This window comes from Enterococcus sp. R12 (assembly GCF_058135755.1).
On sequence record NZ_CM176874.1, the window covers coordinates 159,171 to 172,573 of the forward strand.

Here is a 13,403-nt window from a genome sequence, read left to right on the forward strand (position 1 = left end):
CTATTATACCAATAAATCCTACTGATCGGTCAATCTGTGTATAATGGATGTTATATGAAAGGATGAAAGCAATGAAGCAACGACAAACAGCTTTGATACTTCCCGGTTTGTTCCTATCCTTTTCGGTAGCCGTCATCGCCCGAATCATGGCTTTGGCTGTGCCAAAATTAGGGGGAGCAACCCTTGCTATTTTATTAGGAATCATTTTAGGAAATACACTGTTCAAGCAAGAACGCTATCAAGTCGGAACGAAGGTTGCGGAAAGTCGGCTCTTGGAATATTCGGTGGTTTTGCTGGGCTTTACCGTCACTTTCCAGACCATCAGTGAAATGGGCCTTCGGGGCTTTCTCTTTATATTGCTGATGATGAGTTTGGTCATTACCGCTGCTTATTTGATAGGGAAAAAAATGGGCTTTAATCAAAAGATGAGCCTGATGATGGCAGGCGGCAACGCTGTCTGCGGGTCCTCTGCGATTGCGGCGATCGCACCAGCCATTGATGCCGATGATGAAGAAAAAGGGCAGATCATCACCTTGGTCAATCTTTTAGGAACAGTGATGATGCTGACGCTGCCGTTTTTAGGATTGGCCTTATACGGCGATGATCTGTTGCAAAAAAGCGCCTTACTTGGTGGCACGCTGCAATCCGTCGGACAAGTCGTGGCGGGGGCTAGTTTGATTGATGCCGACACCGTCAAATACGCGATGCTCTTTAAAATCGCGCGCATCATCATGTTGGCAGTCGTCGTCATTGTTTTTGAACGAATGACGACAAAGACCCCCACCAAAACCAAAGCCAAAGGCAAGCTGCGGCTGCCGATCCCTTGGTATGTGTTGGGCTTCTTGACCATCTGTATCTTGAACAGCTTCTTGCCGCTGCCTAGCTGGTTGAATGAGGGCGCTCATTTTATCAGTACGTGGTTTGAAACGACGGCGTTGGCAGCCATTGGTTTGCGCTTGGATTTCCGCAAGTTTTTAAAAGAAGGCCCACGCTTTTTATTCTATGGTCTTTCCGTTGGTGCTGTCCAAACCGTGGGTGCTGTTGCATTGATTTGGTTGCTGCGGCTCTAATTCACAAGAGGCACGACCCATAAAGCACGTTTGAAGCGCACGATTGTTTAACGAAAAAAGCCACGACGGTTGATCGAAGGGCACGCTTTGCTGTTTCTGTTGAAAGAGGCAGCAAGGCGTGACTTTTCAGATCAACTGTCGGGCTTTTTTTAGCGGCAAAGAAGGTTAGACGGGTACTTGGATGACTTGAACACCTTGTTGCTCAATCAAATCGATGACTTTGGGATCAGAATAATGATCGGTGATCAGCAGATCGATATCCGCAATTGCGCCAATCGTAAAATTGGATTGCTTACCGATTTTGCGATAATCCGCGATAACGATCAACTTGCCAGAATTTTCGATGATTTTCGCATTGACTTTGGCTTCGTGGATTACTGAAGTGGAAATGCCGGTCTGTAAATCTAACCCACTACAGCCAATGATCGTAACATCAGAACGAACGTGAGAAAATGACTCCACGGCGATGTCTCCTGACAATGCCGCTTTAGGGTAACGTATTTCGCCGCCACTTAAAACAATCGTTGATTTTGGATGGTGTTCCATTTGGATCACACTCGTGTTGTTTGTCAGCAAACTGATTCGTTTGTCTGTGAGATGGCGCAACGTTTGAGCCGCACTGGTACTCGTATTGACGAAAAGGGTATCGCCATCTTTTACTTGGCGAGCCGCTTCTTTGGCCAGTCGATCTTTGATGTACTCGATCGAGTCGGTGGGATGCGCTTCATCTTCATAAGCTTCACAGTATTCGATTTTTCCGTGGGTTTGTTTGATCTGACCCATCTCACTGAGGACAGTACAGTCTCTGCGGATCGTCATCTCTGATACTCCCAACTGATGACTGAGGGTCCTCACATCAGAAAGACCAGATGCTTTTATCAAATCGATCAATTGTTTTCTTCTTTGCCTCACTTCTTCATTGGAACGTTTCACGATACTTCCTCCTCACATGCGCTTTTTTCTATTATTGTCTTCTATCATTTGTCCAGCTTGCAATTATCTTGTGCAGCAAAATCACGTGTCTCTTTCTCACGAATTCGCGGGATAATCGCACAGCCGTCGTTTAGAAACTGCCATTTTTTTATCGTTTCTTCTTTCGAACTCATTTTAACATATCACAGAAACATTACCATATATATTAAATAATCACATTTATTTCTCGGTAAATTAACATATAATAAGATAAATTAACATAAAACTTGATTGAAAGCGTTTTTCTATATGTTAGAATCAAGGTGTAAATAAGCAAGGGAGGAACAAAGATGGTACACGTAAATGATGTTTCGAAAGAGAGTTGGCTGTTAAATACGTTTCCAGAATGGGGAACCTATTTAAACGAGGAGATCGAAAGTGAACTTGTGAAAGAAGGCACAGTTTCCATGTGGTGGCTAGGCTGTACGGGCATTTGGTTAAAGAGTGCGGAAGGAACCAACATTTTATGCGACCTTTGGTGCGGCACTGGCAAACGCAGTCATGGGAATGGGCAAATGAAAAAAGGCCATCAAATGATGCGGATGAGTGGTGTACAGGAAATGCAGCCTAATTTACGGACGCAGCCCTTTGTGATCGATCCATTTGAAATCAAAGGAGTGGATGCGTTAGTGGTGACCCATATTCATTCCGATCATTTAGACATCAATACCGCAGCTGCAGTCCATCAAAATTGTCCAGAAGCAAAATTCGTCGGTCCCCATGAAGTCGTTGCAACTTGGTTGAAATGGGGAATACCAGAAGAAAAAACCATCGTGGTCAAACCAGGGGATGAAGTGTCCATTGGGCAGGTGAAAATCGTCGCTTTAGAAGCATTCGATCGAACCGCTCTGATTACTTGTGAAGATCCGGATACCAGCTTGAAAGGAAAAATGCCACAGGACATGGATCGTATCGCAGTCAATTACTTGTTTGAGACTTCCGGTGGGGCGATTTATCACGCTGGAGATTCTCATTATTCGAATGTATTTGCTAAACATGGGAATCAGTACAAGATCGATGTTTGCTTAGGTGCATATGGCGAAAACCCGCGGGGCATCACCGACAAGGTTACTTCAGTCGATATGTTGCGGATGGCAGAATCCCTCAATGCCAAAGTAGTGATACCTGTACACTATGATATCTGGTCCAATTTTATGGCTGATCCAAAGGAGATCACTGAGATTTGGAAGTTTAAAAAAGATCGTTTGCACTATGAGTTTAAACCGTATATTTGGCAAGTTGGCGGCAAATTTACCTACCCAACGAATAAAGATGATCTTGAATTTAATTTCTATCGCGGCTTCAAAGATGTGTTTTCGGTCGATAATGATACGCCATTCCCTTCTTTTTTATAAAAGAAGGGGGGATGCTGCAAAAGCCAAATTTGAAAGGAGCAAAGGTAATGCTGCGTTATTTTTATGAAAATGAGTTGGTTGCGATCAATCATGAACAGCCCGAAGATTGGGAAGCCGCTATCTGGGCGAGTGGCGAAGGATTAAAGCAAAAGGCGTTGATCACGGATCAGTATATTGAAGATGTCATTCGGGATATTCATCAATACGGTCCTTATATTGTGATCATTCCCAAAGTAGCCATGCCCCATTCTTCAGCAGAAAGCAAAGGCGTCTTAGGAACGGGGATCGGATTGACGATTTTTCCAGCCCCCGTTTCATTTCAAGATGATGACCCCGACAAAGAGGCGCAGTTGTTCTTTATGCTCGCTGCCAAAAACGCTGAAGCACATATGAACAATATCGCTAGTTTATCCGAAATGCTGATGGAAGAAGGGCTGGTGGAAGATTTACTAGGTGTAAAAACAATGGCAGATTTTGAAGCGGTGATGGAGAAATATGACCAAAAAGAAAGCAGGGATTAGATGGAAATGGTAGGAGATTTCTTATTGAGATGCTGGGATTACTTTGCTCAGAATATTTTGATGCAGCCAGCTTTTTTGATCGGTTTTATTGTACTGATTGGTTACTTACTATTGAAACGGCCGTTTGTTGAATGTGTTGCAGGTTTCTTAAAGGCCACCGTTGGTTACTTGATTTTGACGATTGGCTCTGGTGGATTGGTCAATAATTTCCGTCCGATCCTGGTGGGGCTTAAGGAGCGTTTTGAATTAGATGCGATGGTCACTGACCCGTATTTTGGTCAAAATGCGATCACCGCCGGCATTGAAGAACGATTTGGACGCACCTTTGGTGACACGATGCTCTTATTATTGATTGCCTTTGTTTTTAATATCTTACTCGTTCGCTTCAAAAAATATACGAAGCTGCGGGCCGTCTTCACTACTGGAAATGTGCAAGTACAGCAAGCCGCAACGGCCTTTTGGCTGCTGCTATTCTGTTTCCCAGACCTGGGTCGAATCGAAGTCTTACTTGTCATGGGCTTGATCTTAGGCTGCTATTGGGCGGTGGGGTCCAATTTGACCGTTGGCATCTGTCAAGATTTGACGGAAGGTGCTGGTTTTGCGATTGCCCATCAACAGATGTTTGGTGTTTACTTCTTTGCACGACTTGCGGAACGCTTCAAAAAGAACAAATCCAACCGCAAATTAGAAGATGTCGAACTACCGGGTTTTTTATCGGTCTTCAATGAAAACATGGTATCGACTTCGATTTTGATGCTCTTTTTCTTCGGTATCATTTTAGTAACGCTTGGACAAGATTATTTAATAACAGCAGGATTTATGGCAGAAGGACAAAGTTTCTTATTTTATATTTTACAAACTTCACTAATGTTTGCCGTCTATTTAGCAATTCTTCAATTAGGTGTCCGCACCTTCGTTTCTGAATTGACCGAGTCATTCCAAGGAATCTCGAATACGATTTTACCAGGTGCTGTTCCAGGGATCGATATCGCCGCAACCTTTGCCTTTGGGTCGCCAAATGCCGTGACGGTGGGCTTTTTATTCGGTGCATTAGGACAATTCTTAATGATTGCTTTACTGATTTTGTTCCGTTCACCAACGATCGTCATTGCTGGGTTTATCCCACTGTTCTTTGATAACGCAGCGATCGCCGTTTTTGCCAACAACCGCGGAGGCATCAAAGCGGCTTGTCTCTTCCCATTCTTATCCGGCATTATTCAGATCGGTGGTTCGGCATTGATCGCTACTTGGGTAGGGTTGTCTCAATATGGCGGCTATCTTGGGATGTTCGACTGGGCGACCGTCTGGCCATTCTTTACAGTATTGATGAAATTCTTAGGCATCATTGGTGTGGTTCTTGTAGTGGTGATCTTATTAGTGATTCCACAGTTGCAGTACCGCAGAGATCCAGAAGGGTATTTCTTGATCGTAGATGATTATGATGCGTATGTAGAAAAACAAAAATAATGAATTCTTAGGAGGAAAAGAAGATGAGAGTATTGGTATCTTGTGCAAATGGATCAGGAACAAGTTTGATGATGATGCGGAGTGTCGAAAAAGCTTTGAAGTCAGAAGGGATCACGATCACCTCTATTCATCATTGCGCGATTTCTGAAGGCAAAAGCACCGCCAAGAATTACGATGTGGTCTTTACGCCAATGAACTTTGTCAATATGTTCGATAAAGCCAAAGAAAAGGGCGTAACAGTGATCGGAGTCAGAAATGTGATGTCCCCTAAAGAAATTATTGAGCGGGTCAGAGAAGCGGGTCTTTCGAAGGAGTAGTGCATCAGGACGTGACAAGAACAAAAAGATGATCGAACAAAAGAGAGGGGAATTTCATGAGTATACCAAAACTGCAGATCGCTTGCGATCACTCCGATTTAGCTGGTGCACTGGCTGATATCAAAAAAGTTGGCGATGTGGTGGATATCATTGAAGCAGGAACTATTTTACTGTTGCAAGAAGGAGCACAGGTTTTACGCTGCTTCCGAGCGATGTATCCGGAGAAGTTGATCGTAGCAGACACAAAATGTGCCGATGCCGGTGGGACGGTCGCCAAAAACTGCCAGCAAGCTGGCGCGGATTATATGACCGTGATTTGTGCAGCAACGATCCCAACAATGAAGGCAGCGGCAAAAGAAATTGCTGAGATCCAAGTAGAATTATATGGTGACTGGACCTACCAGCAAGCACAGCAGTGGCTAGATGCCGGCATCTCACAAGCTATCTATCATCAAAGTCGTGACGCACTGTTAGCTGGTGAAACATGGGGAGAAAAAGATTTAACGAAAGTCCGTAAATTGATCGATATGGGGTTTCGAGTGTCAGTCACGGGAGGATTGAGCGTCGAGACGTTGGCTCTGTTTGCTGGCATTGATGTGTATACCTTTATCACAGGACGAGGCATCACTGCAGCTGACGATCCGCAACAAGCAGCAGTGGATTTCAAGCAAGAGATTTTACGGATTTGGGGGTAGTTTTCCATGAGTTTGATCGGTCTATATGAAAAAGCAACACCCAAAACCCTCTCTTGGTCGGAACGATTGCAGTTTGTCAAAGACCGAGGCTTCGATTTCATTGAAATGTCCATTGATGAAACCGATGAACGCTTGGCACGCTTAGAGTGGGACCAAGAGCAACGCAAAGAGATCGTCGAGGCAATCTATGCCTCGGGGATCAAAATCTTGTCTTTATGTCTCAGTGGACATCGGCGGTTTCCCTTTGGTTCGATCGATGAAAAAAAGCGCAAGCACGCGATACATCTGATGGAAAAAGCCATTGACCTGGCTTCAGATTTGGGTATTCGCTGCATCCAATTAGCCGGATACGATGTGTACTATGAGGAAAAAAGTCTTTGTAGCCGAGAATGGTTCATTGCCAATCTAAAAGAAGCGGTCGCTAGGGCGTCTGAAAAGGGTGTCGTTTTGTCACTAGAGATCATGGATGATCCGTTTCTAAATTCTATCTCAAAGTATTTACGGATCAAGGAGCAGATCCCTTCGCCCTATCTACAAGTCTATCCAGATGTCGGGAACCTATCGGCCTGGCCAGAAAATGATGTCGGTTATGAATTAGAAAAAGGCATTTGCGAGATAACCCAGATTCATTTGAAAGATACATTGGCGGTTTCAGATAAGTTTCGAGGAAAGTTTAAAGAAGTACCGTTTGGCACTGGGTGTGTTGATTTTGATGGCTGCTTACGCACGCTGAAGCGGTTGAATTATAACGGTTCTTTTGTCATCGAGATGTGGAGTGAGACGAGCGCTGACCCGATTGCGGAAATCGAACAAGCCAAAGCATTTTTATTACCAAAACTAAAGGAGGTCGGTTACCTTGATCAATCAGCTTCAATTGATGAAAGAGCGAGTCTATCAAGCCAATAAGAGACTGCCTGAGGAAGGACTAGTAAAGCTAACTTGGGGAAATGTCAGTGAGATCGATCGAGATTTAGGGATCATCGTCATTAAACCCAGCGGTGTTGATTATCAGACGATGACGGTTGATTCAATGGTAGTTTGCGACTTAGCGGGAACGCCGAAAGAGGCGAAGGCGTTGAAGCCTTCCTCGGATATCAAAACCCATGCGCTATTGTATAAGCACTTCGAAGGCGTCAAGGCGATCGTCCATACGCATTCGACAAATGCGGTAAAATGGGCGCAAGCACAGCGAGACATTCCTGCATATGGAACGACGCATGCGGATACTTTTTATGGTAGTGTCCCTTGCACACGACCGTTACGGGCCTCTGAGGTAACGGCAGACTATGAAAAAGAAACTGGCAAAGTCATTGTCGAGACGTTTGAAAAGCGGGGATTAGATCCACTTGCATGCCCAGCTGTCCTCACAGCGGGACACGGTCCCTTTACTTGGGGGCAATCTGCGGAACAAGCGGTCAGCAATAGTATTGTTTTAGAAGAGGTCGCAGAAATGGCATTAGGTACCGAAGCTTTGACCTTGGATCGAACACCGATCGCTGATTATTTGCTGGATAAACATTATTTCCGCAAGCATGGCGAACATGCTTATTATGGACAAGGATAACGGCAAAGCAGCCATTCCTAGCGATCAAGGAACGGCTGCTTTTCTATTCGTTTTCTTCAGCGAGTGTTTTCACATAAAAGCGATCCATCGTGGTATGCTGTGCTGCCAATAGTGGCTGACACAATGCGCGATAGCCGGCTTTTTGATAGACATGCAAGGCTGCTTCTAGAGAATGATGGGATTCTAAATAGAGTTGCCGATAACCTAGTTCAACAGCTTTGGCCTCGATCTTCGCCAGCAAGGGATAGCTGAGGCGCTGCCCTTTGGCAGCATCACTGAGATAAAATTTTTGCAGCTCGGCGATTTTCCCTTCTGAATCATAAGCGGCAAGACCACCGCCGCCTAAAAGGGTACCCGATTCATTAGTGACGACAAAATAATGGCGGCTAGCAGGATCTGCTGCATAAAATTCACTTAAGTGGTCTAACTCGGGATCAAAATAGGCAGTCCCTGGAACCGCCAACTGGTGGTCGGTCAAGCTTTTGCGAATGATAGCGGCTAAGGGCGCATCATCTTGAGATTGGATCGAACGAAATATCGGCTTCATGCAGCTCCTCCTTAAAGTGAAAGTAAATGAATAGCTATAGTGTACCACAGCATTGAGGTAGTGTTTAGTGATGATAAGAAAAGCCATCCTCGCAATGGCGCCCCTCTTTAATAAAAAAACCGCCCCTCGTTGCCGGGCTCCTAATGTGAAAAGGAGTATGGCGCAACGAGGGGCGGTTTTTGTACGTTAGTCATGGAAGCAGTAATTAGAGCGTTTCACCATTAGAGGCGATCACTTGCTGGTACCACGCAAAGGAATCTTTTTTCAAACGATTCAAGGTTCCTTTGCCAGTATTGTCTTTGTCGACATAGATCATGCCATAGCGTTTCTCCATTTCGCCGCTGCCGAAGCTGACGATATCAATGATCCCCCAAGGCGTATAGCCTAATAACGGTACACCATCTTCAACTACCGCTTTTTCCATCTGTTCGATGTGCTCTTTCAGGTAAGTGATGCGGTAGTCATCATGGACTTGCTGCTCATCGGTTAATTGATCGTAAGCACCGAAGCCATTTTCCACGATAAATAGTGGCAAGTCATAGCGTTGATAGATCGTATTTAACACATAACGCAACCCGACTGGGTCAATAGGCCAGCCCCAATCAGAAGCACTGATATAAGGATTACTCACGATTTTTGCTCCTGGGATATCCTCAGTTGGTGTGCCAGCCACTTCATCAAGGGTTGAGATCGTTCCTGACATGTAATAGCTGAACCCAATATAATCAACGGTTCCCGCTTTTAATAGCGCTTGTTCCTCGGGCGTGATCTCAATCGTGATGCCTTTTTTCGCCCAATATTTTTGCACATAGGTTGGGATCTTGCCTCGTACGTGGACGTCGCTGTAAAAATAGCGACGTTCATTGGCTTTGACGGATGCCATCAAATCAGCGGGTGCGCAAGAGTAGGGGTAGACTGGGACATAGGCCATCATACAGCCAATCTGAAACTCTGGATTGATTTTTTTGCCTTCGATCACCGCTGCCGCACTGGCAATCAACTCATTGACGCCCGCTTGAAAGACGAGTGCTTCTTTTTGACTGTCATCCTCGATGATCATGGCAGAATTGGTCCAAACGTGCAGCGGCTCTTGCCCATCTGCTTGATTATTGATCTCATTGAAGGTCATCCAATACGTTACTTTGTCACGATACCGTTGAAAAACGGTCTTAGCGAATTTGACAAAGAGGGGAATCACTGCTTTGTTAGCAAACCCACCAAATTCTTCATAGAGGGCATAAGGCATTTCAAAGTGGGACAAAGTGATCACGGGTTCGATGCCGTTTGCCTGCAATTCGTCGAAAAGATCATCGTAGTATTGGAGACCGGCTTCATTTGGTTCTTCTTCTGTTCCAGTTGGATAGATCCGACTCCAAGAAATCGATGTCCGTAGACATTTCAAGCCCAGCTCTTTGAATAACTGGATATCTTCTTTGTAACGGTGATAAAAGTCAATGGCTTCATGGTTCGGGTAATACTCTCCTTCAATGACGCCTTTGGTGATTTTACGGGGAATACCGTTGCCGCCGGCCGTCATAACATCAGCGGTACTCATTCCACGGCCAGCAACATTCCAAGCGCCTTCCGCTTGATGGGCAGCGATCGCGCCGCCCCATAAAAAATCTTTTGGCATTTTTGCGGACATAAATTTCATTCCTCCTCGACTCATTCATTTGCTTATAATTCTACTTTTTGGGAACGGTTAGAGGCGATCACGAATGGCAAATAGATCAAGACCGAAATCGCAAGACAAACGACACCGACAACTGCAGCGATCGCATTTCCTCCAGTTCCTAAAAAGAGATTAATGACTCCGGGGGTCGTCCATGGTACCCCAATCGCTGGGGTCGGCATGATCGGCCAGACAACAGTGACAAAATAACCCACTAAAATATTGACCATTGGCGTCAAAATAAACGGAATGATCATGATTGGGTTCAAGACAATCGGTAGACCGAAGATCATCGGCTCATTGATTTGGAAAATTCCTGGAACTAAAGACATCTTAGCGATCTCACGTTGTTCTGGACGTTTTGAAGCGATGAAGATCGCAATGATCAAGCCCAATGTCATACCAGTTCCGCCCATATTTGCGAACATATCATTTAAAACGCCCCAAGTTTCTTTGTAAGGAACGTCCCACAAGGAGCCGCCTTGGTTGATAAAGTCTAGGTTAGCTAGGTCCTGTTCGGTAAAAATCGCTGAACGAACCGCATTTAATGTGTTTGGTCCATGGATCCCGATCGCAAACAACGTAGTTTGCAAGAACGCCAAAATCAAGACACCGACGACATTGCCCCCCAGATCCCGCAATGGACTTTGGATCCCATTATATATCAGTTCATTGATGCCTTCTGGTGCGATCATCAAAACTAAGAAATTGATCAAAGCAGTGACTGCCACGATGATCACGATCGGAATCATGCCAGAAAAGGAGCGAGAAACTGCTGGTGGTACCATTTCAGGCATTTTGATCTGCAGTCGTTTGACTTTGAAAAGCTTCGGCAAGAATTCACCGACCAAACAAGCCACGATCATAGCTACAAACAACCCTTGGGCGCCTAAATATTGTGTGGAGATCACATTGACATCATCTACTGCAAAGGAGGTCGGGTACAAGATCATAAAGGCAGCGACACTTGTCAAACCAACTAGCGTAGCATCTGCTTGGAAATGCTTGGCTAAAAGCTGAGCAACAAGAAACGCAATAAATAAACTCATAATGTTGATGGTCCCGTTCGCCACGGAAGCCAGGACTTGCTGGGCACTTTCCAGATTCGGGAAAAGTCGATTCAGTTGAAATAATTGCACGATGAAACTCTCATTGGAAAATAAAATATTGTTGACCAAAATAACGAGAGAAGAAGCGATGGTCAGTGGGAAAATCAGCATGAACGCATCTCGAATCGCTGCTACGTGGCGTTGATTGTTCAACTTTGTTGCGATTGGTACCAACGAGCGGTCTAACAGGTCATTGAATTTTTGCATAATAATAACACCTTTCATTAATTGATGCCATCATTATAGCGAATGAAAACGACTAAAAGTAAGCGGATACGGATTCCGTACATATCTCTCAAGAAATGAAAAAAATTCCGCAGCTGGAACACAGTGTTACAAAAAAAGATGGTTCAGTAAACTGAACCATCAAGAATGGGTACGATAATCTTGCAAATAGCCGATCAGCGTTTCTAAAATCGCTACTGAAGGCAGTTGACTAGTCAAATCAAGAAAGATGTCTTTGCGTTCCTCTTTGATCGCATACTCGATCGAATAATCGCACAGACGTGCCAACGTACTTTCCCGATTTGGGGTAATGCAGTACTTCTGCACGATCGCCTGATTGTCTAAACCGGTAATGACTTCGATCAGTTCTTTGGTTTCACCAGAGACACTCAAAAAAACCAAAACATTCTTTTGATCTTTTCGTAAAAAGCTTTTGATTGGGTAGGTCAGTTCATCAATGCTGATGCTAAAGTAACCGAGACTGGCTAGTTTGCGGGCAACGTATTGCGCGATCGCACCGGATGCCCCCATCCCCATAAATAAGATCAAATCGGCATCCCGCATCGCTTCGGCGAGTTTTCGTATTTGGTATTCCGCATCAGGGTGGAAGATCTGCATATTCAAGCCTTTGATGCGCGCTTCTAAACCTAAGTGTTCAGGATGCGCATCAAAATGGGCTTTTTCTAAATGATTTTTGATATAGAAGCGAAATTCTGGAAACGACTGAAAGCCGACTTTTTGAATAAAACGAAAGACCGAAGTCGAAGAGACATGGGCATCATCGGCAATGTCGCGCACGCGCATATACGGGATCTTTTCTAAGTGATTGACGATAAAACGGTAGATTTCTTGTTCTACCGCAGAGAGCTTGTTCAAGTTTAATTGTTCAAAAAGCGCCATGCTGGTTCCTCGCTGTCCTAGATAATCAATTTACACCAGTATAGCATATCCGAACTTTTAACGGTGCAGCTGTTGGTGGATCTGATAGACTGCGCCGATCAAGCCGGCGTCGTTTTTCAGCTTCGCTGGACGAACAGGTGCGATGGTTTGTCCGCGCAAATAATTGATCGCTTCATGCCGTGTTTCCGTGATCGTCAAGCGAGCCTGCAGGCGTTCCCAGAAATAAGGATTGGCACTGATGCCGCCGCCGATCAATATCAATTCTGGGTCAAAGCAGCTGATCAAATTGATCAGCCCTACAGACAGATCCGTCAGAAATTGGTCCGTCAGCTTCAGCGCCAACGCTTCGCCTTGCTGCGCGCGGTCAAAAATTTCTTTGGCGTCTTGGGTGGGTTCAAAGCCAGGAACTGCTGCCCCCGCTAAATTGTAGAGGCGAATCAAGCCGCCTACGACGGCAGTTTTTTTATTGATGGAACTTTCCTCGATATTGCCTTCTTCTGGCAGATGATCGATCACCATCCAGCCAAATTCACCAGCCATGCCATGAGCACCTCGGTAGACTTGATTATTGATCACGATCCCACCGCCTACACCAGTGCCTAGGACAAGACACAAATAGTTGGCAGCCTCTTGCGCATTGCCGATCCATTTTTCAGCGATCGCTGCTGCATTGGCATCATTTTCCACCGCCACAGGCAACCCTGTACGCGCTTCCAAGACTGCTTTGAAATTTTCGCCATATAACGATTTGATGGCGCCCGCAGTTAACATAAAGCCGTCTTTTTGAACGATCCCGGGGGCGCTGATCCCAATGCCATCAATCGTGTGGCGGTTCTGGGCATCTTCGATGATCGTGAGTAGATCCTGATAAAACTGGGCTGGTTCATAGCTAGTAGGGATCGCTGATTTTTCAAGGATCACTCCGCTTTCATCTAAAACACCATATTTAATACTTGTTCCGCCAATATCAAATCCTACGTACATTCTTC

14 protein-coding genes are annotated in these 13,403 nt (G+C 45.1%); 8 read left to right on the forward strand and 6 right to left on the reverse strand.

Annotated elements, in window-relative coordinates; translation table 11 throughout:
- Positions 1-47 precede the first annotated feature (47 nt).
- A complete protein-coding gene (locus tag ACTW1R_RS00745) occupies positions 48-1,070 on the forward strand; it encodes a YeiH family protein (RefSeq protein WP_060791641.1) in 1,023 nt (340 codons plus the stop codon).
- A 165-nt stretch (positions 1,071-1,235) separates the two neighbouring features.
- Here ACTW1R_RS00745 and ACTW1R_RS00750 read toward each other — a convergent pair whose 3' ends face one another.
- A complete protein-coding gene (locus tag ACTW1R_RS00750) occupies positions 1,236-2,003 on the reverse strand; it encodes a DeoR/GlpR family DNA-binding transcription regulator (RefSeq protein WP_010748560.1) in 768 nt (255 codons plus the stop codon).
- Between the two features lie 329 nt (positions 2,004-2,332).
- On the opposite strand from ACTW1R_RS00750, the gene ulaG reads away from it, so the two are divergent.
- Genes ulaG through araD form a run of 7 tightly spaced genes read left to right on the forward strand, consistent with a single transcriptional unit; the run spans position 2,333 to position 7,961 of the window.
- Entirely contained in the window at positions 2,333-3,397 is a 1,065-nt protein-coding gene (gene ulaG, locus ACTW1R_RS00755) for an L-ascorbate 6-phosphate lactonase (protein WP_270289982.1), read from the forward strand.
- 47 nt (positions 3,398-3,444) lie between these two features.
- A complete protein-coding gene (locus ACTW1R_RS00760; RefSeq protein WP_270289983.1) occupies positions 3,445-3,918 on the forward strand; it encodes a PTS sugar transporter subunit IIA in 474 nt (157 codons plus the stop codon).
- Positions 3,919-5,385, forward strand: coding sequence for a PTS ascorbate transporter subunit IIC (gene ulaA / locus ACTW1R_RS00765; RefSeq protein ID WP_016609056.1), 1,467 nt, complete (start codon positions 3,919-3,921; stop codon positions 5,383-5,385).
- A gap of 23 nt (positions 5,386-5,408) precedes the next feature.
- Positions 5,409-5,702 carry a PTS sugar transporter subunit IIB gene (locus tag ACTW1R_RS00770; protein WP_008376531.1) on the forward strand — a complete coding sequence of 98 codons (294 nt, stop codon included), beginning with the start codon at positions 5,409-5,411 and terminating at the stop codon, positions 5,700-5,702.
- 56 nt (positions 5,703-5,758) lie between these two features.
- Positions 5,759-6,397, forward strand: a complete 639-nt coding sequence (locus ACTW1R_RS00775; RefSeq protein WP_010748564.1) for a 3-keto-L-gulonate-6-phosphate decarboxylase UlaD — start codon at positions 5,759-5,761, stop codon at positions 6,395-6,397.
- Between the two features lie 6 nt (positions 6,398-6,403).
- Positions 6,404-7,303 carry an L-ribulose-5-phosphate 3-epimerase gene (locus ACTW1R_RS00780; protein WP_270289984.1) on the forward strand — a complete coding sequence of 300 codons (900 nt, stop codon included), beginning with the start codon at positions 6,404-6,406 and terminating at the stop codon, positions 7,301-7,303.
- Entirely contained in the window at positions 7,275-7,961 is a 687-nt protein-coding gene (gene araD / locus ACTW1R_RS00785) for an L-ribulose-5-phosphate 4-epimerase AraD (RefSeq protein WP_016609058.1), read from the forward strand. The genes ACTW1R_RS00780 and araD overlap by 29 nt, the downstream gene beginning before the upstream one ends.
- 43 nt (positions 7,962-8,004) lie before the next feature.
- Here araD and ACTW1R_RS00790 read toward each other — a convergent pair whose 3' ends face one another.
- The 5 genes from ACTW1R_RS00790 to ACTW1R_RS00810 all read right to left on the reverse strand — a co-directional run bounded on the left by ACTW1R_RS00790 (position 8,005) and on the right by ACTW1R_RS00810 (position 13,398).
- The gene (locus tag ACTW1R_RS00790) at positions 8,005-8,508 is read right to left on the reverse strand and encodes a GNAT family N-acetyltransferase (RefSeq protein WP_010748567.1); all 504 of its coding nucleotides are present in this window, start codon (positions 8,506-8,508) and stop codon (positions 8,005-8,007) included.
- A gap of 205 nt (positions 8,509-8,713) precedes the next feature.
- Positions 8,714-10,153, reverse strand: a complete 1,440-nt coding sequence (locus tag ACTW1R_RS00795; protein ID WP_270289985.1) for a 6-phospho-beta-glucosidase — start codon at positions 10,151-10,153, stop codon at positions 8,714-8,716.
- Between the two features lie 32 nt (positions 10,154-10,185).
- Positions 10,186-11,496: a PTS sugar transporter subunit IIC gene (locus ACTW1R_RS00800; protein WP_087626727.1), complete on the reverse strand. Its 1,311-nt coding sequence runs from the start codon at positions 11,494-11,496 to the stop codon at positions 10,186-10,188.
- 159 nt (positions 11,497-11,655) lie between these two features.
- The gene (locus ACTW1R_RS00805) at positions 11,656-12,414 is read right to left on the reverse strand and encodes a MurR/RpiR family transcriptional regulator (RefSeq protein ID WP_010748570.1); all 759 of its coding nucleotides are present in this window, start codon (positions 12,412-12,414) and stop codon (positions 11,656-11,658) included.
- Positions 12,415-12,471: 57 nt separating this feature from the next.
- Positions 12,472-13,398 carry an ROK family protein gene (locus ACTW1R_RS00810; RefSeq protein ID WP_087626728.1) on the reverse strand — a complete coding sequence of 309 codons (927 nt, stop codon included), beginning with the start codon at positions 13,396-13,398 and terminating at the stop codon, positions 12,472-12,474.
- Positions 13,399-13,403 lie beyond the last annotated feature (5 nt).